At 30.5% G+C, this 18,687-nt stretch carries 31 protein-coding genes; all 31 read left to right on the top strand.

Going from position 1 to position 18,687, the window contains the following annotated elements; translation table 11 throughout:
• The first annotated feature begins 7 nt into the window (after nt 1-7).
• The 31 genes from GFV01_RS01960 (at nt 8) to GFV01_RS01805 (ending at nt 18,639) form a co-directional block, all read left to right on the top strand.
• Nucleotides 8-460, top strand: coding sequence for a hypothetical protein (locus tag GFV01_RS01960; RefSeq protein WP_160564429.1), 453 nt, complete (start codon nt 8-10; stop codon nt 458-460).
• Nucleotides 461-464: 4 nt separating this feature from the next.
• A complete protein-coding gene (locus tag GFV01_RS01955) occupies nt 465-1,055 on the top strand; it encodes a DUF1508 domain-containing protein (RefSeq protein WP_160564427.1) in 591 nt (196 codons plus the stop codon).
• Between the two features lie 29 nt (nt 1,056-1,084).
• Entirely contained in the window at nt 1,085-1,363 is a 279-nt protein-coding gene (locus GFV01_RS01950) for a hypothetical protein (protein ID WP_160564425.1), read from the top strand.
• A gap of 138 nt (nt 1,364-1,501) precedes the next feature.
• Nucleotides 1,502-2,032, top strand: coding sequence for a hypothetical protein (locus GFV01_RS01945; protein WP_160564423.1), 531 nt, complete (start codon nt 1,502-1,504; stop codon nt 2,030-2,032).
• 15 nt (nt 2,033-2,047) lie between these two features.
• The gene (locus tag GFV01_RS01940; protein WP_160564421.1) at nt 2,048-3,250 is read left to right on the top strand and encodes a DEAD/DEAH box helicase; all 1,203 of its coding nucleotides are present in this window, start codon (nt 2,048-2,050) and stop codon (nt 3,248-3,250) included.
• A gap of 112 nt (nt 3,251-3,362) precedes the next feature.
• Nucleotides 3,363-4,334 carry a hypothetical protein gene (locus tag GFV01_RS01935; protein ID WP_160564419.1) on the top strand — a complete coding sequence of 324 codons (972 nt, stop codon included), beginning with the start codon at nt 3,363-3,365 and terminating at the stop codon, nt 4,332-4,334.
• Nucleotides 4,309-5,097: a hypothetical protein gene (locus GFV01_RS01930; protein WP_160564417.1), complete on the top strand. Its 789-nt coding sequence runs from the start codon at nt 4,309-4,311 to the stop codon at nt 5,095-5,097. The genes GFV01_RS01935 and GFV01_RS01930 overlap by 26 nt, the downstream gene beginning before the upstream one ends.
• Complete coding sequence (locus tag GFV01_RS01925; RefSeq protein WP_160564415.1) at nt 5,081-5,356, top strand: hypothetical protein; 276 nt, start codon at nt 5,081-5,083, stop codon at nt 5,354-5,356. The genes GFV01_RS01930 and GFV01_RS01925 overlap by 17 nt, the downstream gene beginning before the upstream one ends.
• Before the next feature lie 37 nt (nt 5,357-5,393).
• On the top strand, nt 5,394-6,170 hold the full coding sequence (locus GFV01_RS01920) for a DNA cytosine methyltransferase (RefSeq protein ID WP_160564413.1): 777 nt from the start codon (nt 5,394-5,396) through the stop codon (nt 6,168-6,170).
• Nucleotides 6,171-6,186: 16 nt separating this feature from the next.
• Entirely contained in the window at nt 6,187-6,336 is a 150-nt protein-coding gene (locus GFV01_RS01915) for a hypothetical protein (RefSeq protein ID WP_160564411.1), read from the top strand.
• Nucleotides 6,337-6,359: 23 nt separating this feature from the next.
• Nucleotides 6,360-7,478, top strand: coding sequence for a hypothetical protein (locus GFV01_RS01910; protein ID WP_160564409.1), 1,119 nt, complete (start codon nt 6,360-6,362; stop codon nt 7,476-7,478).
• On the top strand, nt 7,475-7,765 hold the full coding sequence (locus GFV01_RS01905; protein ID WP_160564407.1) for a hypothetical protein: 291 nt from the start codon (nt 7,475-7,477) through the stop codon (nt 7,763-7,765). The genes GFV01_RS01910 and GFV01_RS01905 overlap by 4 nt, the downstream gene beginning before the upstream one ends.
• Before the next feature lie 38 nt (nt 7,766-7,803).
• On the top strand, nt 7,804-8,514 hold the full coding sequence (locus GFV01_RS01900) for a DUF1508 domain-containing protein (RefSeq protein WP_160564405.1): 711 nt from the start codon (nt 7,804-7,806) through the stop codon (nt 8,512-8,514).
• 12 nt (nt 8,515-8,526) lie between these two features.
• Nucleotides 8,527-8,901, top strand: coding sequence for a DUF1508 domain-containing protein (locus tag GFV01_RS01895; protein WP_160564403.1), 375 nt, complete (start codon nt 8,527-8,529; stop codon nt 8,899-8,901).
• 12 nt (nt 8,902-8,913) lie between these two features.
• Nucleotides 8,914-9,270, top strand: coding sequence for a DUF1508 domain-containing protein (locus tag GFV01_RS01890; protein WP_160564401.1), 357 nt, complete (start codon nt 8,914-8,916; stop codon nt 9,268-9,270).
• A 23-nt stretch (nt 9,271-9,293) separates the two neighbouring features.
• Entirely contained in the window at nt 9,294-9,653 is a 360-nt protein-coding gene (locus GFV01_RS01885; protein ID WP_160564399.1) for a DUF1508 domain-containing protein, read from the top strand.
• Nucleotides 9,654-9,666: 13 nt separating this feature from the next.
• The gene (locus GFV01_RS01880) at nt 9,667-10,038 is read left to right on the top strand and encodes a hypothetical protein (RefSeq protein WP_160564397.1); all 372 of its coding nucleotides are present in this window, start codon (nt 9,667-9,669) and stop codon (nt 10,036-10,038) included.
• Nucleotides 10,039-10,050: 12 nt separating this feature from the next.
• Nucleotides 10,051-10,422 carry a DUF1508 domain-containing protein gene (locus GFV01_RS01875; RefSeq protein ID WP_160564396.1) on the top strand — a complete coding sequence of 124 codons (372 nt, stop codon included), beginning with the start codon at nt 10,051-10,053 and terminating at the stop codon, nt 10,420-10,422.
• Entirely contained in the window at nt 10,419-10,904 is a 486-nt protein-coding gene (locus GFV01_RS01870; RefSeq protein ID WP_160564394.1) for a hypothetical protein, read from the top strand. The genes GFV01_RS01875 and GFV01_RS01870 overlap by 4 nt, the downstream gene beginning before the upstream one ends.
• 29 nt (nt 10,905-10,933) lie before the next feature.
• Nucleotides 10,934-11,113: a hypothetical protein gene (locus GFV01_RS01865; protein ID WP_160564392.1), complete on the top strand. Its 180-nt coding sequence runs from the start codon at nt 10,934-10,936 to the stop codon at nt 11,111-11,113.
• Nucleotides 11,110-11,301, top strand: a complete 192-nt coding sequence (locus tag GFV01_RS01860) for a hypothetical protein (protein WP_160564390.1) — start codon at nt 11,110-11,112, stop codon at nt 11,299-11,301. Before GFV01_RS01865 ends, GFV01_RS01860 begins: the two co-directional genes overlap by 4 nt.
• 622 nt (nt 11,302-11,923) lie before the next feature.
• Entirely contained in the window at nt 11,924-12,619 is a 696-nt protein-coding gene (locus GFV01_RS01850; protein WP_255448930.1) for a class I SAM-dependent methyltransferase, read from the top strand.
• A 22-nt stretch (nt 12,620-12,641) separates the two neighbouring features.
• A complete protein-coding gene (locus GFV01_RS01845; RefSeq protein ID WP_105297658.1) occupies nt 12,642-13,025 on the top strand; it encodes a VRR-NUC domain-containing protein in 384 nt (127 codons plus the stop codon).
• Nucleotides 13,026-13,044: 19 nt separating this feature from the next.
• Nucleotides 13,045-13,230 (top strand): hypothetical protein, encoded by a 186-nt coding sequence (locus GFV01_RS01840; RefSeq protein WP_160543297.1) that lies wholly within the window; start codon nt 13,045-13,047, stop codon nt 13,228-13,230.
• A gap of 99 nt (nt 13,231-13,329) precedes the next feature.
• Nucleotides 13,330-13,569, top strand: a complete 240-nt coding sequence (locus GFV01_RS01835; protein WP_160564385.1) for a hypothetical protein — start codon at nt 13,330-13,332, stop codon at nt 13,567-13,569.
• Between the two features lie 45 nt (nt 13,570-13,614).
• A complete protein-coding gene (locus GFV01_RS01830; protein ID WP_160564383.1) occupies nt 13,615-14,034 on the top strand; it encodes a hypothetical protein in 420 nt (139 codons plus the stop codon).
• A gap of 21 nt (nt 14,035-14,055) precedes the next feature.
• The gene (locus tag GFV01_RS01825; RefSeq protein ID WP_160564381.1) at nt 14,056-14,547 is read left to right on the top strand and encodes a transposase; all 492 of its coding nucleotides are present in this window, start codon (nt 14,056-14,058) and stop codon (nt 14,545-14,547) included.
• A 5-nt stretch (nt 14,548-14,552) separates the two neighbouring features.
• Nucleotides 14,553-15,974: a phage terminase large subunit gene (locus tag GFV01_RS01820; protein WP_160564379.1), complete on the top strand. Its 1,422-nt coding sequence runs from the start codon at nt 14,553-14,555 to the stop codon at nt 15,972-15,974.
• Nucleotides 15,975-16,001: 27 nt separating this feature from the next.
• A complete protein-coding gene (locus GFV01_RS01815) occupies nt 16,002-17,375 on the top strand; it encodes a phage portal protein (RefSeq protein ID WP_160564377.1) in 1,374 nt (457 codons plus the stop codon).
• A gap of 18 nt (nt 17,376-17,393) precedes the next feature.
• Nucleotides 17,394-17,588, top strand: a complete 195-nt coding sequence (locus GFV01_RS01810; protein WP_160564375.1) for a hypothetical protein — start codon at nt 17,394-17,396, stop codon at nt 17,586-17,588.
• Between the two features lie 19 nt (nt 17,589-17,607).
• Complete coding sequence (locus tag GFV01_RS01805; RefSeq protein WP_160564373.1) at nt 17,608-18,639, top strand: hypothetical protein; 1,032 nt, start codon at nt 17,608-17,610, stop codon at nt 18,637-18,639.
• Nucleotides 18,640-18,687: the final 48 nt, after the last annotated feature.

Genomic DNA, 18,687 nt, shown 5'->3' with positions numbered 1-18,687 from the left:
TAAAATCATGAAAAAAGAAGAATTAGCAAAAATATTAAATGATCGTCAATATGGAGAAGAAATGATCTATGAAGAACACTTACAAGCCAAAGAAGACGGGCTTTTGGTTTGTTTCGGATATTCTGATGATTTATTGGAATTTAGAGGTATTATGTCTGATGAAGCAGGAATTTATGGAGGAGGGAGTATTTTCCTGTATAAAAACAAAGATCAGAAAATAGCATTTTTGGATGAATCAAACTATGATGAAATAAAAGAAATCTTAGAAGGTTATAATATTGATTTTATTTTACCAAAAATTCCTATTAAAATTCAATGGTGTCCAAACGAACTAGACTGTTCATGGTTAATAACAACAGATATTCCTCATGCAACATTTGACATTTATGATGATGGAGAATTGTATTGCCGTGGGATCGTATTAGAATTATCAGATATTGAAAATTACTTAAAAAACTAAAACCATGATACATTCAAATAGCAACGAAAAATACTTTTTTGAAATAAACAAAGATCAATACAATTTATTCTATTTCAATTTAAAAGATAAAAACGGAAATGTTTGTCTAGGAAGCCTTCCATATACACTAAAAACAAATTGTAAACACGGAATAAGATCAATAATAAGAAATTCTAAAAATGAAGAGCGGTTTGAGGTAGAACAAGATTCTTTTGAAGATTGGTTCTTCTGGCTAAAAGGCGGAAACGGTCGAATAATAGCAAAATCACAAGAATTTGTTACAAAAGAAGAACTTAAAAACTTGATTGAAGATTTAAAATATTTATCTCTTAAGGCTCCTGTTATAGATCGTAGTATTGTTTCCAAAGATATTAGAAAGAATAAACACAATCAACGAATTATTACACCACCCCCTGCTTATTTAAATGAAGGATTGACTAAACGAGCGTATTTTGCCGGTTTAGCAATGCATGCTATAATTTCTAATCAAGGAATACTTGATAAGATAGGGCAACAAGATATAGTTAAAACATCTCTTAAATACGCCGATAGGCTTTTAGATGAAATTTCTAAAACTGAAAAAAACATGATATAAACCAAACAAAAACTTATAAACATGTTCGCATGAGTAAAAAGCTGAAATACAATCCCGAAGAAATAATAACGGTAGTTATGAAAAAGGAAATGTCCATGAAAAATTATTTGTCATTGATGGAGAAATTGAGAAAAGATGGATTTAACGGATGGAATTGTCAGGGGTATCAAACAGGTTTTTATTGCGGATATAAAGGGTACCTTGAAGTTATATGTGTTAAACCTAAATTCCTATTAAGATATAACAAAAAATTAAGACCTGTTATAATCATGAAAAGAAGGAATTTAAGACAAGAAGAAAGCAACTAACATTATTATATTCTTACTCAATATTCCTTGCATCCTTTGAATAAATGAGCACTAAATATTAATAAACCTGATATCCTATTTAAAATTTAAAAGAGAGAAGGCTGATTTAAATAATATGAATTTAACAGAAACAAAAAAATGGAAGAAAAAGAAACAAATATTTACGAAATAAAAAAAGCACAAATAAAAGAGTCATTATGTTTAATATCTTATGAGTTATTATCCGACCCTATAAGAGGGGACATTATTAAACACAAAGGAGTTCATTATGTTCACACCGATTTAGAAGAAGCTTTTAAGCGCTTAAATGTTTTTTTAGCTCACATTGACGAGGCATATAAGGGATTTTCCACTAATAAAACAACAATAACTGAATTAGAAAACAAAGAACAAACAGAAAAATATACTGTAGTGGGCTTTAGCATAACCGGTAAAGAGGAGAGCAGATCAGTAATATTGACAGGAGTAAAAGAGGTTGAATACGGATATATAAAGTTTGACACACCAAAAATAATGCTTGAAGGTGGAAACTATTTATATCTTGAAGAAATCTCCGAAAGAATAAATGATGCAATAAATGAAGTTATAGCTTATTTAGGAGGAAAAAAAGCGCCTGAGCCCGTTCAGTCGTCAATAGATTTCGATGAAATGGATCTTGATGTTTTTTAAATAATTTAGAATACTATGTCAACTTGTAATGTAGAGTACGGAGGTCTTTTTCAGACACTTGAAAAACCAAAATTTAAATTACGTGATTACCAAGAAGAAGCCGTAAAAGCAGGAATTAATTATTTTCAAGGTCAAACTAATAAAAACGCGATAATAATTTTACCAACCGGATCGGGAAAATCAATTGTGATAGCTAATATAATAACAGCATTAAAAGATCAAACAATAATTTTACAGCCATCCAAAGAGATTTTAGAACAAAACTATTCAAAGTATTGCAGTTATGGTTATCAAGCGTCAATATATTCAGCCTCCGCAGGTCAAAAACTAGTAAGTAAAGTTACTTTTTGCACCATTGGTAGCATTATAAAAAAGACTCATCTTTTTAAAGAAGTAAAAAATATAATTATAGATGAGTGCCATTTAGTTAACCCAAATGAGGGAATGTATCAACAACTTATCAATACCTTATCTGAAGCAAAGGTACTTGGTTTAACTGCAACGCCGTACAGATTACATAGTTCACTATATGGTTCAGAATTGCGATTCATTACCAGAACAAGGCCAAGAGTCTTTCATGAAGTACTTTACTATGTACAAAATAAAATCCTTTTTGATTCTGGGTACCTTACTAAACTTGAGTACTTTTCCCCTAATATCATTGACCGGTCAAAACTGGTTTTAAATAATAAAAAGACGGATTTTACAGAAGAAAGCGTACGTAGGTTGTATAAAAGTATCAACATGCCTTCAATAATTGTGCACTATGCAATGAGACTCCTTAAAAAGAGAAAAAACCTGTTAATTTTTTGTTCATTAATAGAAGAAGCCAAGAATGTAACAGGAAGAATTCCTGGTTCAGCATTATTAACAGGAGCAACCAAAAAAGAAGAAAGAGAAAGGATCTTGTCATTATTTAAAAAGGGAGAAATCACCTGCGTGGTTAACGTGGGAGTTTTAACAACCGGTTTTGATTATCCTGGATTAGAAGTTGTCCTTATAGCAAGAAGTACCCTTTCACTTGCGCTATATTATCAAATGATCGGCAGGGCTATGAGAATTGCCCCGAATAAAGATAACGCATGGATAGTTGATTTAGGGGGGAACATAGAATATTTTGGAAAAATCGAAACGATGAAAATTAACCAAACAGATAAAGGATATTATTATATCTCCAACAATGGCAGAAGTTTAACTAATGTAAAATTTCAAAGGTAATATAATCAATTAGAAGGAATAAATAAAAATCACTGCATAATAAAAAGACGATTTTGAAAAGATCTCTATTAATAAGTAAAAACACAAATAATTCCCATACAGAGAGATTTAAATGAAATACATTGATTTAATAAATAATTTTTGGCAGTTGCATGATGTAGAAGTATTTCCAGCCAATTCCATTGCCCTTTACTTCTATCTGTTAGATGTAAATAATAAGTTATTATGGAAAACTTCGTTTAAGCGCAACAATTCTAAAATCTGTGCAGATTTAGGGATGTCAAAACCAACACTTAATAAATCAAGAAATCGTTTAAAACAAGCCGGATTAATTGATTTTAAAACAAGAAATGGAGATGCTAATGTAACATATACCTGTAATCAAACCTTTAAAAATATTTCACAGGTTAATAGCGAGGTTAGCGCTAAGGTTAGTAGTGAGATTTGTTCCAGTTCTGTTTATGGTAAAGAAAGACAAAGACAAAGACAAAGACATTTATTAAAAAAAAATAATAAAAAAAACAAAAAAATAGAGGACGACAGTGAGATCAAAAAAGAAATAAAAAATTCACCCGACTCGGTTTCGGGGTTACTACCGATATCGGACGAGGGAGAGAAAAGAAAAAAAGTTGCGCCAAAAAAAGAAAAGACAACGAATGAGCACGCCAAGCAGGAAAGAAAAGTTAAAGCGTTTGAACCGGAATTGCCTTTTAAACCAAAATTACCAATTGAACCGGAAAGATTGAAGATGCCTAAAGATTTTGAGCCTATTTGGGAAGAATGGTTAGAATATCGAAAATCTTTGAAAAAAAAATACAGTGGAATTAAATGGGAACAAATTGCCGTCAATCGACTTATCAAATATTCAAACGGCAACTCGGAAACAGCTCGGAAAATTGTAAACAATTCTATAGCTAATTCTTGGATCGGATTTTTTGAATTGAGAACGAAAAATAACTATGAAGACAAAAATCATACACAAGCAAGAACTAACGAAAATTCGAATAGGAGGGTTGCAAAAATCAATCCCGAAGAACTTGTTAAAGAACTTGCCAAAGATGCTGAAATGGGAAATATGCTCTAATCCGGTAACTTTAAACGAAATGGTCTCAGAAACAGGAGTACTGAACAAAATATGCAGACTATACACCATTTCTGAAAATAAAGCAAATCAAAAAGATTGGATCTACTGGTTTTTTACCTCTCCATTTAGAAAGCTGACACATGAAGAAGTCTACCAAGCTCACGTGATGGCGCTAAACAGTGATCTGTTGAATGAAGCAGGGGAAAGGTTTAAAATTTTTCCGGTGTTATCCATGATTCAAAGTGCAGCAATACTAAGAGCTTATGTTTTAGAAAAAGGGAATAACGAAAAAGTATGGAAGGCCAGGAAAGAATTGGAAAAATTAATGCTACCCGAAAAGACTAAAGAAGAAATTCAGAAAGAAGAAGAAGAAACCCTGTACAACTATGCCAAGATAATTTTTAAAGAATTACAAGACAAAGGTTTCACGGGAAAAGCAACCTTTTATTTTCCATACATAAAAAGTAAAATAAAGATAACAAAAGAAGCAGCCCAAAGGCTCTATCGATATCAAGCGTATTTATTTTTAAAAAAATTTACCACTATAAAAGACATTAAAGATTTGAAAATGTTTGACATGCATGTTTTGAAAGCTCCAAAAAGCATTGAAGAGTTGAAAGAAAACTTATTGTCCGGTTCACCTATAGAGTCGGTAAAGCAGCAATGCAGAGATATAGTAGTAAGCAAATATTTAAAAAAATTTAAAACGATAGAAGACCTCTTAGGGGAATTAAAAAACTTAAAAAATGAGAAAAATAAGTAAAAAAGAAAAAGATAAATTATTTCATGAATATGTGGTTTTATCCATGTTATTACTCCATGTAATAGACCGGTTACAAAGAATACAGGAATTCAATGAAAGATCCAAAAAATTTAAAGAAAACTTAGAATTTAACGCAAAAGAAATAGAGGAGTTAACCGATAAAGTATTTACAATAAAAAAGATAAGTGGATCTACCTACATTCAGGATCTCGCCCAAAAAGTGGAAACAGTTATCCGTAAAAATTATGTCACAATTTAAACTCCAACAAAAAACACTTTAACGGAATTATAACCATATGAACAACTTAACAGGAAACTTAACTCACGGAAGTTTATTCACGGGGATTGGAGGATTTGACTTAGGCGCGGAAATGAGTGGAATAAAAACATTGTGGGGGTGTGAAATAGAAGAATTCAATGTAAAAATAATAAAAAAACATTTTCCTGAAACAAGAATTTATAAGGACATAGTTACTATGCAAACACCTGAATATGTAGATATAATAAGTGGAGGATTTCCATGTCAAGATATAAGTATAAGCAACATAAGTAAAGAAAATTTTATAGATGGTAAAGCAAAAGGAATTAATGGGAAAAGATCAGGATTATGGACTGAAATGTGGCGAATTATTAGGGATGTTAGACCCCGATACGTTATTATTGAAAATAGTCCAATGCTTACTGTTCGAGGACTCGGAAAAGTTTTACACGACCTTACCAAAATCGGGTATGTGTGTGAATGGCAAAGTTTATCGGCTACGCAATTTGGATACAATCATAAAAGAACCCGATTTTACGGTATTGCCTACCCCTACGAAAAGCGATGCATTAATAATACTTCAATCTTCATTGAGTTACCAAAAGTATTACTTAAAAAACTATCAAGACAAAACCCTATATCAGTGCCAATTAAACGGTTTAACGGCAAATCAAGCTATGAATTTTTACGAATGGATGATGGGTTTTCCAAAGAATTGGACAAAAGAAGAATAAGTTCATTGGGAAATGCAGTAATACCTGAAATCGCACATTATCTTTTTGAATGTATTAAAAAGTTTGAATTTAAAAATTAATAAATCATACCACGAAATGAAAGGAGAAATTACCCATAAAGAAAAAAAACAAGCAAGAAAAAAAGCCATTGAAAATCTAGAAAATGCTAAAGAAATAGAAGCAAAAAAAATAAAAGCAGGAAAAAAATATTACCGAAGAGATAAAAGAACAATAGCGTTGAGATAAAGAACTATTAAAAAAATAAAATAATGGAAACATCAAACAGCAAAACAATCACAGAAGGAGAAAAAACAAGGTATAAATCATACAGTTATACAGAGGAGGCGTGGGCCCCTAGTGTTACTTTAAACGATGATTCTAAAAGTGAAACTAAAATCTTTCGCTCTCCTAGTGTAACATTTGGGAATAAATCAGAAAGCAACACGTATGGGGTTTATTCACCTAGTGTAACCTTAGGGTATAAATCATGCAGCTATATAAAAGGCGGAAGCTCTCCTAGCGCAGCTTTGGGGGATTACTCCAAAAGCTACACAGAAGGGGGGAGATCATCTAGTGCAACTTTGGGAGATAAATCTGAAAGTAGCACAGAAGGGAGGTGTGCCCCAAGTGCAACCTTAGGAGGAGAATCAAAAAGTTATACAAAAGGATGGTTTTCACCTAGTGCTGCTTTGGGAAACAAATCAAATAGTGAAACAAGAGGAAGGTTATCGCCAAGCGTAGCTTTGGGGGATTACTCAAAAAGCAAAACAAGAGAAAGGTTATCGCCAAGCGTAACTTTGGGGGATTATTCAAAAAGCGAAGCAAAAGAGGATTTCTCACGAAGCGCAACTCTAGGCGTTTACTCAACAAGCGCAACAAATGGGGTTTATTCACCTAGTGCGACTTTAGGTACTATATCGGATAGCTATACAGAGGGCATATGTTCTCCAAGCGCAACTTTGGGATATGACTCAAAAAGCAAAACAAAAGGGGATCATGCACACAGTGTAACTTTTGGGCTTAAATCCCAAAGTTATACAGAAGGAAAAGAGTCATATAGCGTGACCTTGGGATGGGATTCTATAAGCTCAACGAAAGGAGAAGGCGCCATTACATGTGCCTTTGGTAAAGGGTCAATAATAAGAGCTCATGAGGGGGACATTGTAATCGCTGAATACTATAGAACAGAAGAGGGAAAAATTAAACGAAAAAAAATACATGCTGCAAAGGTTGGAGAAGAAATTTTAGGGACAACGATAGAACCCGATAAACCTTACGGATTTGATGAAGAGGGAAAATTCAGAGAGTTTACAAAAGAAGAAATTTTAGAAATATTTAAACCATATTATAAAAATAGTAGAACCATATTGGAAAAACTAAAATTATGAAAAAAGAATCAATTTTTAAAGAAATACGTGAAGAACGAAACAGGCAAGACCGTAAATGGGGGGAGCAAAAATATGAACCTATAGAATGGGTAGCCTTACTTACTGAGGAAGTAGGAGAAGTAGCTAAAGAAGCCGCCGACTGTTATTTTAACAACAAAAAGGAAGAACCCATCACTATTTTAAAAAGATACCGCGATGAAGTTATTCAAGTTGCTGCATTGGCCGTTTCAATGATTGAAAGTTTAGACAAGGATTATGACTTTAAAGAATTGTTAAATAAACAATAAATTATAAAATATAAATAATTATTTAAAAAACTAAAATCATGAAACATTCAAACAACGAAAAATACTTTTTTGAAATATACAAAGATCAACACAATTTATTCTATTTCAATTTAAAAGACGAAGAAGGTAATATTTACCTAGAAAGCTGGCGATATACACAAAAAACTAATTGTCTAAAAGGGATAAGATCAATAATAAGAAATTCTAAAAATGAATTTCGGTTTGAGGTAGAAATTATTTACGATGACACATGGATAGTTTATCTTAAAGCGGGAAACGGCAAAAGAATAGCACACTCACAATATTTTGATACAGAAGAAGAAGCTAAAAACTTTATTAAAGATTTAAAAAACGTATCTCTTAAAACTCCTGTTATTGACAATACTAAAACCATGATAGATTCAAATAACAACAAAAAATACTTTTTTGAAATAGACAAAGCTAAAGGTAATTTATTCTATTTATATTTAAGAGACGGAGAAGGTAATATTTATTTAGGAAGCTATTTTTATAAACAAAAAAATAAATGTGAAAAATGGATAAAATCAGTTATAAAAAATTCTAAAAATGAAGAACATTTTATAATTAAACAAGATTACAATGACACATGGATAGTCTTTATGGAAGATGGAAACGGGATAATAATAGCATACTCAAAATATTTTGATACAGAGAAAGAAGCTAGAAACTTTATTATTAAATTAAAACATATATCTAATCTTGCCACTGTTATTGACATAACTAAATAAAAAACTAAAAATATGAATCATTCAACAAATAAAGAAAAATTATATTTTGAAATATACAAAGATGAATATGACATTTCCTCTTCCAATGATCGATTCTATTTCAAATTAAAAGACGAAGATGGTAACAGTTATATTAGAAGCCGTCCATATCTACTCAAAACTGATTGTCAAAAAGAACTAAAATCAGTATTAAGAAATTTTGAAAACAGAGAACGTTTTATAATTGAACAACCTTACAATTACACATGGAGAGTTTATCTTAAAGCGGGAAACGGGGAAAAAATAGCAAACTCACCTTGTTATCGTACAGAAAAAGAAGCTAAAAACTTTATTGAAGATTTAAAATGTTTATCTCTTGAAACTCCTATTATAGATAAAACTAAATAAAAAACTAAAATCATGAAACATTCAAACAACGAAAAATTCTTTTTTGAAATAAACAAAGATAAAGACAACTTTTTTTATTTCCAATTAAAAAACAAAGAGGATAAAATTTTACTTAAAAGCTGGCAATTTACAAACAAAACTAATTGCCGAAATGGAATAAAAACAGTAATAAGAAATTCTAAAAATGAAGAGCGGTTTGAGGTAGAACAAATTTACGATAAAAAATGGATGGTACGTATGAAAACCGTTAACAGTAAAACAATAGCAATAATTCCTAAGGAATTTGATACAGAAGAAGAAGCTAAAAACTTTATTGAAGATTTAAAAAGCTTATCTCTTAAAACTCCTATTGTTGACAAAACTAAATAATAATTATTTAAAAAACTAAAACCATGACACACACAAACAACAAAGAAAAATTTTATTTTGAAATAAACAAAAATGAAGGAAACTTTTTCCTTTTTGATTTAAAAGATAAAAACGGGAACATTTATCTGGAAAGCGGTTTGTATACACAAAAAACTAATTGTCAAAAAGTAATAGAATCAGTAATAAGAAATTCTAAAAATGAAGATCGGTTTATATTTGGACAACCTTACGATAAAAAATGGATAGCCTATCTGAGGAATGAAAACGGTCAAATAATAGCAGAATCAGCTAATTATTTAGATACATATGTAGAAGCTAAAAACTTTATTAAAAATTTTAAAAACTTATCTCTAAAAACTCCTGTTATTGACAAAACTAAATAAAAAAACTAAAAACATGAAACACTCTATAAACAGCGAAAAATACTTTTTTGAAATATACCAAGATTATGACAAATTTACCTTGAACGAAGATCAATTCTTTTTCAAATTAAAAGATAAAAACGGGAAAATTTATCTAGAAAGCCGGGCATTTATACACAAAACTAAATGTCTAAAATATGTAAAGTTAGTAATAAGGAATATTAGAAATGAAAAACGGTTTATAGTAGAACCAACTTACTTTGGATGGACAGTCGAACTTACAGACAGAAACGGTAGGTTAATAACTGAATGCAGTGATTTTGATACAGAAGAAGAAGTTATAAACATGATTAAAGATTTAAAAAGCATATCTTTTAAAACGCCTGTTATTGACAAAACTAAATAAAAAATTAAAATCATGAAACACTCTACAAACAACGAAAAATTCTTTTTTGAAATAGATAAAACTAAAGACAATTTATTCTATTTCCAATTTAAAGACGAAGAAGGTAACATTTATTTAGAAAGTGATTTATATGTACTAAAAACTAATTGTCAAAAAGGAATAAAGTCAGTAATAAGAAATTCTAAAAATGATGCACGGGTTATAGCTGATTACCCTTTCTATAAAAAATGGAATGTCTTTATGAAAACCGAAAACGGTAAAACAAGAGCATTCAAAACGTCTTTTAACACCTATGAAGAAGCTAATAACTTTATTGAAGATTTAAAAAGCTTAACTCTTAAAACTCCTGTTGTTGACTATACTAAATTAAAACTAAAATCATGAAAAAAGAAGAATTAGCGCAATTATTAAATGGCCGACAATATGGAGAAAAAATGACCACTGAAGAACTCATACAAGCCGAAAAAAATGGGCTTTTGGTTTGTTTCGGGTATTCTTATGATTTTTTAGAATTCAAAGGGTTAATATTGGACGTGGCTGCAGTTTATGAAAAAGATACTAAATATCTATACATAGATAAAAACAGGAAATTAACCTATATATCACAAGAAAAAATAAATGAAATAAAAGAAATCTTAGAAGATTACAATATGGATTTTATTTTACCAATAATCCCTATTAAAATTCAATGGTGTCCAGAAGAACTAGACTGTACATGGTTAATAACAACAGATATACCTCATGCATCATTTGACCTTATGAATAATGAAGAATTGTATTGCCGTGGGATCGTATTAGAATTAACGGATATCGAAAATTACTTAAATAATAAATATAAAAAATGGAAAATAATAAAATCACAATAACATACAGACAAGCAGAGGAATTCAATTTAATGTTAGATGCTCTAAAGAAAATATCAAAAGATTTTCAATCCACAGATCAATTACGTGAAGATTGTAATGAAGATTATGGACTTGATTATGAAGAATGCTTAGAAATGTCTTATGAAAATATCCAAAGTTTAGCGGAACAAACGTCAAAAGGAATAAGAAAAATAAATATAAACAAATGAAAAAAGAAGAATTAGCAAAATTCCTCTTAAAATTATTACCAAGAAATAAATTTTTTTTAAGCATGGGTAGTGTATTAAATATATTTCCATCTCGTATAAAATCTAATTATCAAAAAAGTGATTATGAGGCTATATCTTCAGATTGGATAAAAGTAGGAGAAGATTTGAAATCAATTTTCAACAATTAATGTTATAAATAACCATTTGAGCAACATTAGTTTTAAGTTATTAAAAAAACATGTACGAATAATAACAAACACAAAAACTTAGATAATATGAAAAAAACTAAAAACACCTATATACCAATTAATTTTTCAACTCCGATGATTCAAGCTATACTAGCTGAAGATAAAACCCAGACAAGAAGAATAATTAAACCACAGCCAACAAAACAATGGGCAGTAGAACAAGGGGAAAAATATCTGTCAGGAGCAACTGAGGAGGGAGTAACAAGCAAAGATATGGCGAATGTAGATATTAATATTGATGATTTGTTAGAAGAAAATCCAATAAAAAAAGGAGTTATTCTATGGGTAAGAGAAAAATGGGGGTATAGTGGATATAGTGATTATTTAAAAGAACCATATTTATATAAAATCAATTATGATACCGAATATGATAGTTTTATAGAAAACTTTGAATTAAAGAAATGGGGAAGTCCTATACTCATGCCAAAAAAAGCCGTGAGGATATTTCTTAAAGTAACGGATGTAAGGGTTGAAAAGCTACAGGATATTACAGAAAAAGACGCTATAAAAGAGGGGGTTGAAATGTTCGAGGACTATGTAAGTAGGTACAAAGATTATTATCATGGAACTGGATTTAATTTACCATCCGCTAGAAAAGGATTTAAATCTCTTTGGAAATCCATATATGGAATTGAATCGTGGGATGAAAATCCGTGGGTATGGGTATATAGCTTTGAATGGATTGACAAACCACAAGACTGGAATTATTAAATCTAAAAACATAATTATTCATATAAGTAATCTAAAAAATTACAGAGACGGTAAAAAGAATACTAGCATAAAAAAAATGGAAAATAAAATAATACTAGATGCTTGTTGTGGCCCAAAAATGATGTGGTTTGACAAAAAAGATCCACGTGCTGTTTACATGGATATACGCAAAGCTGATTTTATAGCTTGTGATGGAAGACGTGCGCATATTGATCCCGATATTATAGGAGATTTTAGAAAAATGCCTTTTGACGATAATTCTTTTAAAATGGTAGTATTTGACCCACCACATTTAAAAAAACTGGGGCAAAATTCCTTTACAGCCCAAAAATATGGCAAATTATTTCCTACATGGGAAGACGATTTAAAATCAGGATTTGAAGAATGTATGAGAGTATTGCAAAATGAAGGCTTTTTAATCTTTAAATGGAATGAATATCAAATATCCATTAAAAAAATAATTGAAATCTTTGGAGTTCAACCCCTTTTTGGACACAAGTCCGGCAAACAATCACGCACTCATTGGCTGTGTTTTATGAAAAATTAATAATAAATATCGACCTTAAAAAATGGAAAATAAAGAAGAAATTAAAATAAGAAAAAAACGCGAGAACCCTGAAAGCCGGTTACAAAGAGCATGTATCAAATGGTTTAAGCTTCAATATCCCAAAGAAACCATTTTCGCTATTCCAAACGGAGGGAAAAGAGGCAAAATAGAGGCGGCCATAATGAAAGGAGAGGGAGTTATGGCCGGGGTCTCCGACCTTTTTCTTATGCGTGGAAAAGAAGGGTATCATGGGTTATTTATCGAAATGAAGGCAAAAAACGGAAAATTACGAGAAAATCAACGAGTGTTTATCGAAGACGCAGAAAGAAAAGATTATAAAGTAGAGGTATGTTATTCATTAGAAGAGTTCATTGAAAAAGTAAATAACTATTTGAATAAAAAATAAGAAAACTATAACCAATAAAATGAGAGATTTTAAAAGATATGATGATATTCCTAAAGTCCTGAAAATAAAGGTTTACGAATATTTTAAATCAAATGAAGAAAATACAATCCCCGCCTTATCAAAAATATTTAATATCTCACCGGCTCAACTCTCAAGGATTATAACAGAAATGCAATTGGAAGAAAAAATACAACTTAAAGTATAACTTTAAGTAAAACAAATTAAATAACATTAAATCAATTTGTTGAATAAATAAAAATTAAGTATTTTTGTATAAATACTATTATTAAAAAATCTAAAAAAGATGGAAAATCAAAACTTAAGTTACGGGGGAAAGTTGGTAGGGTTAAATAACACCCCTACAGGAAATGAAATAGTTTACCAATTTAAAAAAAATATTGCAGCTAAAATAGACACCTTAAATGATTTAAGAGCTAATTCTGAATCACAGGAACAGAAAAGATTGTGTTCTGTGGCAATAACGGAATTAGAAGGGGCACTTCTATGGGCAGTAAAGGCATTGACTTTTAATAAGGTAAGCTAACTACACCAACATTTAAGAAAAATAATTTTAACTAAATAAATCTCTTTGGAAGTAATTTTTACCGGTACATTAAAAGGTTCAGACAAGTATATACATCAACAACTATCTAAGTTAAAAGAATGTGGGTTAGATCAATTTCATTTTATAAAAAAAATTGATATTGACTATTCTATCCTAGATCAAATCGAAAAGATAATTAAACTTGTGTTTAATATATCCGATGATATTTCCTCTAATTCTAAAAAACTTGAATATGCCCAAAGCAGAATGATGTATGTTCATTATGCAAGAAAGCTGGGATTATCTACTTATGAGATTAGTAAAAAACTAAATAGGCACATATCTAGTGTCTATTTTTTTATTAAAAAATTTGATGAAGACATCCAATACGATAAAAATTTTATACAAAAATATATACAGGTCGAAAAAGAAATTAAGAATAATATAAAGTTTGATTCAATTTAAAATGTGAAAATAACCCTTGATATGGCAAAGTATAGCAAAGAGATAGTAGAAGAAATAACCGATTTAATAAAATCCGATAGTTATACCGTTACAGAGATATGCAAAAGAGTAGGAATTGCCGATTGTACCTATTTTGAGTGGCAAAAAGAAAAACCCGATTTTTCCGAGAAAATAAAAAAGGCAAAAAAAGAGAGACGTAAAATGTACGCAGTAGAAGCTGAAAAATCTTTATTAAAAAAAATTCGCGGATATGAAGTTGTAGAAACAAAGACTGTAAATAGACAAAAATCAACGGAGATAACAACAACAACAAAACATATCCTTCCTGATACCGCAGCAATAATATTTGCACTTACTAATCAAGATCCCGAAAATTGGAAAAACAAACAGTATAATGAACATACAGGGAAAGATGGTGATGATTTGTTTAAATCATTTGACGCCTCAAAAATACCTACCGAAAATTTAAAAAAGGTTGAAAAAATATTAAGTGAAGGACAAAACAATAGCTGAGTTTAATGAATGCACCGTGCCGGTATAATCCATTATTAGAAGCCCGTATTGAATTATTCAAGCGCAAAAATTTTGAGTTTATAACTGATAGGGATGGAAAGTCTCACAAAAAACAAAACGATTGCTTTCAACTATTGACAGACGATGTACATACAGACGTTGTGTACGGAGGAGCCGCAGGAGGAGCAAAAAGCTGGACAGGGTGTACCTATTTAGCTTTTATGAGTCTTTTATACCCAGGAACAAAATGGTTTGTAGGTAGAGAGACCTTAGTTGATTTAATGACTTCAACTTGGCAGACCTTCGGCAGAGTGTTTAAACAATATGGTATTGATAAAGATTACTATAAAATAAACGAAAAATATAATTTCATAGAATTTATCAATGGAAGTAGGATAGATTTTTTAAAATTACAATTCCTTCCGAAAGATCCTTTATATGAAAGATTCGGATCTAAAGAATATACAGGAGGATGGATTGAAGAAGCCGGACAAATTAATTTAGGGGCTTATGATATCCTTAAAACTAGGATTAACCGATGGATGAACGATAAATATGACTTAATCGGAAAAATATTTATTACTTGTAATCCTAAAAAAAATTGGCTTTATAATAAATTTTATAAGCCCTATATTAAAAAATTACTACCTCCACACATCGCTTTTTTACAATGCTTAGTAACTGAAAATCCTTTCATCGATTCCGGCTATATAAAAAACCTTCAAACGTCTAATAACAAGGTATTAATAGAAAGACTTTTAAAAGCTAATTGGGATTATGAAGATAACCCGAATGCTATGTGTGCCCACGATACCATTTTACAAATATTTAATAATATATTATCAGTTAAGAATGGAAAGTATTATATAGTTTGTGACGTTGCTAGGTTTGGTTCTGATGTAGCTAGAATAACTGTGTGGAATGGTTATGTTCTTATCTACCAAAATCAATTTGATACCTCGAGACTAACGGATATTCAAATGAACATAAAACATTTGCAGCAAAAATATAAAATACCGAATTACAGAGTATTAGTAGATGAAGACGGGGTTGGTGGAGGAGTGGTTGATAATTGCAATGTGATTGGGTTTAAAAATAACTCTAAACCTTTTAATGAGGAAAATTATAAAAATCTTAAAACTCAATGCGCTTATAAATTAGCAGAAAAGATAAATAATAATGAAATAGGGTTTGAGGCTGAAATAAGCGAAAGCGAGAAAGAAAATATAATCCTGGAGTTAGGAAATCTTCAAACTTGGAATGTTGACGGTGACGGCAAGTTAGAGGTTAAACCGAAGGAAGAAATTAAAGACACTATTGGCCATTCACCCGATTGGTTAGATTGTTTTACTATGAGGATGTATTTTGAATACATGGATACGGGGGTATTTGAAAATATAACTAAAGACACTTTTGGTTTTCACTAAAAATAAATAAATATTAAAATATTGATAATGGGAGTAAATAAAACGTTTGATGAGTTATTGTCTACTAAAGATATAAGCGGTATTTTGTCAATACTGGACAATAACAGCGAAAACGCGTCAAGTAATATTAAAAAATATAATGTAAACACGCATAATATAAATGATAGAGAAGATAAGATTTTAACCAATGAAAAAGGAGAACGGATAGGCCTAAAAAAACAATGGAAGTTGCCTATAAATTATCCAAAATACATCAATGAAATTTCCTTAGTTATGCTTTTTGGTAATCCGGTTAAATGGAATCAAACATCGAAAAAAACAGATAACGCTTACCATAAGTTTTTGGATGTTTTAAAGAAAATAAGATTTGACTATGCTATAAGACAATGCAAAAGAATTGCCGGAGCTGAGTCGGAAAGTGCCTTATTAATCCATTGGGAAAAAGAAGAAGAAGGAGGACTACCGGACATTTTAGCTAAACCCTTGTCAAAATCCCTTGGAGATGATTTGTATTATTCAAAAGATCAATTTGGTAGATTACTGAATTTCGCCAGAGTATATAACTTAAAAGTCGGCGGCGATGTAAAGCAACATTGTGATATATACACAAAAAAAAATATTTACAGATGTGTTAAATCTAATTTAGGGTGGGATGTAAATATAGAAATTAATTTAGCTGGCAAGATACCGGTAATTTTATTTCAACAAAATACAGAATTCGGGGACGTGAATCCTCTTATTGAAAGGCAAGAATGGTTAGCGTCTACTAATGCTGATACCAATGATTATTTTTCTTCTCCAATCCTTAAACTTCATATAGATAAAATAGCTTCCATGCCGGAAAAAAACGACCAGGGTAAAATAATCAAATTAACCGGTGAAGGCGGGGCCAGTTATTTAACCTATGATTCTTTACCTGAAGGAAAAAAATACGAAATGGATTTTTTAGATAAACACATACTCAGGGGAGCGTTTACACCTAGTATAGATTATGAAAACATTAAAGGAACAAGTAATATGTCCGGTAAAGCTTTAAAGCAATTAATGATATTAGCTAAAATAAAAGCAGATATGAATAAGGAAATATATGGGGCTATGTTGGACCGATTCTCTAATTTGATTATAGCTATTATTTCAAATATTCTAGATGTTAAATTAAAAGAAGAATGTGAAAAATTGATTATAACCCATGAATTTCAAGAACCATTTGATGAAGACATCTCAACCTTGTTAAATGATTTAATAGAGGCAAAGCAGAACGAAATTATTTCGCAACAAAGCGCCGTATCATTAAATCCTTATGTAACTAATGCTTCAGAAGAATTAGAGAAAATTAAAATAGAAAAAGAGGAAAAGGTAGAAAAAGAAAGAGCCGTAAATATTTTTGAATCCGGTATTTAATCTTAAAAATTTAAACTAATGGAAATAAAAACTAAATTTAGCGTAGGAGATACTATATATATTAAAAACGACAGTAAACAATTAGAAAACTTTATAATTGAAATACTAATAAGCATGAATGAAGTAAGGTATAAATTAAGAGATGAAAGTGGGGCGGGGATATATTATGAATTTGAACTGTCGAAAGAAAAGGACCTATTAAAAACCTTATAAAAACTAGGTAAAAAGTAAAATGATTGACGATGCCCATAAAAGAGTAGATGAGTATACCATTCAGATTGAAAAACTCTATGAAAAATATACAGATCTTTTAATTGAACTAATACTAATTCATAGAATTACCTTACATAAAAAAGCATTTACTTTTTATAATTATCCGTTTGCTGAATTGGTAAAGAATATTCTACGAAATATGTATTCAGAATTATATTCCTCATTGAAAGTTTCAATTACTAAGGAATGGAACCTGTCCAATACTAAAAATGACGAGTTAGTAAAAAAAATAAAAACAATCAAGAACAAGGATAAGTTTTTGAAAAGAAGCGATGCCCCCTTACATGCTTTTTTTGAACGTAAAAGATACGGTTTAAACTTGTCCGATAGAGTATGGAAATTAACCACTCAACACAAAAAGGAGTTAGAATTGTGCATAGACGCTTGTTTGCGTAGTGGACAATCTGCACATTTATTGAGCATCGGTATAAAAAAATATCTTAACGAACCGGACAGGCTTTTTCGGAGAATTAAAGATCAAAACAACAAATTAACTTTATCAAAAGCAGCGAAAGAATATGCGCCGGGGAGAGGAGTTTATCGAAGCAGTAAAAAAAATGCCTTACGCCTGGCAAGAACTGAAATTAATATTGCATACAAAACTGCAGATATTGAAAGATGGCAAGATATGCCCTTTGTCGTGGGCTATGAAATAAAAAGAAGCAAAAACCCGTATCCCTGTAAAATATGCGATTCATTAAAGGGTAAATACCCTAAATATTTTCAATTTGTAGGGTGGCACCCACAATGTTTATGCAGTATGCTTCCAATTTTAATGACACATGAAGAAATGCTTAAACTTAACAACTATACGTTGCGTGGAAAAGAGCTTGACTGGAAAAGTGTAAATGAAGTGGAAGAGTTGCCTTCAAACTTTTTACTTTGGTTAAGCGAAAATCTTAAAAGAATTAATACAGCAAAGTCTCTACCTTATTTTATTAGAGACAATAAAGATATTTTACCTATAAAGCCCATTTTCCAAAACCTGTGATTAATTAGTTTTTAACCTTCTTTTATATTCCTGTATGCAACAGGAAAG

Source organism: Apibacter sp. B2912 (assembly GCF_009827835.1).
In the GTDB taxonomy this organism is placed as follows: domain Bacteria; phylum Bacteroidota; class Bacteroidia; order Flavobacteriales; family Weeksellaceae; genus Apibacter.
This window is presented reverse-complemented; position numbering and strand designations above follow the sequence as displayed.

Bases quoted from the DNA above. Each gene is read 5' to 3' on its own strand.
- GFV01_RS01820 (WP_160564379.1), top strand. From the start codon at position 14,553: ATGAATGCACCGTGCCGGTATAATCCATTATTAGAAGCCCGTATTGAA.
- GFV01_RS01850 (WP_255448930.1), top strand. From the start codon at position 11,924: ATGGAACTGGATTTAATTTACCATCCGCTAGAAAAGGATTTAAATCTC.
- GFV01_RS01815 (WP_160564377.1), top strand. From the start codon at position 16,002: ATGGGAGTAAATAAAACGTTTGATGAGTTATTGTCTACTAAAGATATA.
- GFV01_RS01895 (WP_160564403.1), top strand. From the start codon at position 8,527: ATGAATCATTCAACAAATAAAGAAAAATTATATTTTGAAATATACAAA.
- GFV01_RS01845 (WP_105297658.1), top strand. From the start codon at position 12,642: ATGGAAAATAAAGAAGAAATTAAAATAAGAAAAAAACGCGAGAACCCT.
- GFV01_RS01950 (WP_160564425.1), top strand. From the start codon at position 1,085: ATGAGTAAAAAGCTGAAATACAATCCCGAAGAAATAATAACGGTAGTT.
- GFV01_RS01925 (WP_160564415.1), top strand. From the start codon at position 5,081: ATGAGAAAAATAAGTAAAAAAGAAAAAGATAAATTATTTCATGAATAT.
- GFV01_RS01945 (WP_160564423.1), top strand. From the start codon at position 1,502: ATGGAAGAAAAAGAAACAAATATTTACGAAATAAAAAAAGCACAAATA.
- GFV01_RS01930 (WP_160564417.1), top strand. From the start codon at position 4,309: ATGCTGAAATGGGAAATATGCTCTAATCCGGTAACTTTAAACGAAATG.
- GFV01_RS01935 (WP_160564419.1), top strand. From the start codon at position 3,363: ATGAAATACATTGATTTAATAAATAATTTTTGGCAGTTGCATGATGTA.
- GFV01_RS01875 (WP_160564396.1), top strand. From the start codon at position 10,051: ATGAAACACTCTACAAACAACGAAAAATTCTTTTTTGAAATAGATAAA.
- GFV01_RS01955 (WP_160564427.1), top strand. From the start codon at position 465: ATGATACATTCAAATAGCAACGAAAAATACTTTTTTGAAATAAACAAA.
- GFV01_RS01805 (WP_160564373.1), top strand. From the start codon at position 17,608: ATGATTGACGATGCCCATAAAAGAGTAGATGAGTATACCATTCAGATT.
- GFV01_RS01940 (WP_160564421.1), top strand. From the start codon at position 2,048: ATGTCAACTTGTAATGTAGAGTACGGAGGTCTTTTTCAGACACTTGAA.
- GFV01_RS01860 (WP_160564390.1), top strand. From the start codon at position 11,110: ATGAAAAAAGAAGAATTAGCAAAATTCCTCTTAAAATTATTACCAAGA.
- GFV01_RS01910 (WP_160564409.1), top strand. From the start codon at position 6,360: ATGGAAACATCAAACAGCAAAACAATCACAGAAGGAGAAAAAACAAGG.
- GFV01_RS01880 (WP_160564397.1), top strand. From the start codon at position 9,667: ATGAAACACTCTATAAACAGCGAAAAATACTTTTTTGAAATATACCAA.
- GFV01_RS01890 (WP_160564401.1), top strand. From the start codon at position 8,914: ATGAAACATTCAAACAACGAAAAATTCTTTTTTGAAATAAACAAAGAT.
- GFV01_RS01825 (WP_160564381.1), top strand. From the start codon at position 14,056: ATGGCAAAGTATAGCAAAGAGATAGTAGAAGAAATAACCGATTTAATA.
- GFV01_RS01870 (WP_160564394.1), top strand. From the start codon at position 10,419: ATGAAAAAAGAAGAATTAGCGCAATTATTAAATGGCCGACAATATGGA.
- GFV01_RS01960 (WP_160564429.1), top strand. From the start codon at position 8: ATGAAAAAAGAAGAATTAGCAAAAATATTAAATGATCGTCAATATGGA.
- GFV01_RS01885 (WP_160564399.1), top strand. From the start codon at position 9,294: ATGACACACACAAACAACAAAGAAAAATTTTATTTTGAAATAAACAAA.
- GFV01_RS01865 (WP_160564392.1), top strand. From the start codon at position 10,934: ATGTTAGATGCTCTAAAGAAAATATCAAAAGATTTTCAATCCACAGAT.
- GFV01_RS01810 (WP_160564375.1), top strand. From the start codon at position 17,394: ATGGAAATAAAAACTAAATTTAGCGTAGGAGATACTATATATATTAAA.
- GFV01_RS01920 (WP_160564413.1), top strand. From the start codon at position 5,394: ATGAACAACTTAACAGGAAACTTAACTCACGGAAGTTTATTCACGGGG.
- GFV01_RS01840 (WP_160543297.1), top strand. From the start codon at position 13,045: ATGAGAGATTTTAAAAGATATGATGATATTCCTAAAGTCCTGAAAATA.
- GFV01_RS01835 (WP_160564385.1), top strand. From the start codon at position 13,330: ATGGAAAATCAAAACTTAAGTTACGGGGGAAAGTTGGTAGGGTTAAAT.
- GFV01_RS01915 (WP_160564411.1), top strand. From the start codon at position 6,187: ATGAAAGGAGAAATTACCCATAAAGAAAAAAAACAAGCAAGAAAAAAA.
- GFV01_RS01905 (WP_160564407.1), top strand. From the start codon at position 7,475: ATGAAAAAAGAATCAATTTTTAAAGAAATACGTGAAGAACGAAACAGG.
- GFV01_RS01900 (WP_160564405.1), top strand. From the start codon at position 7,804: ATGAAACATTCAAACAACGAAAAATACTTTTTTGAAATATACAAAGAT.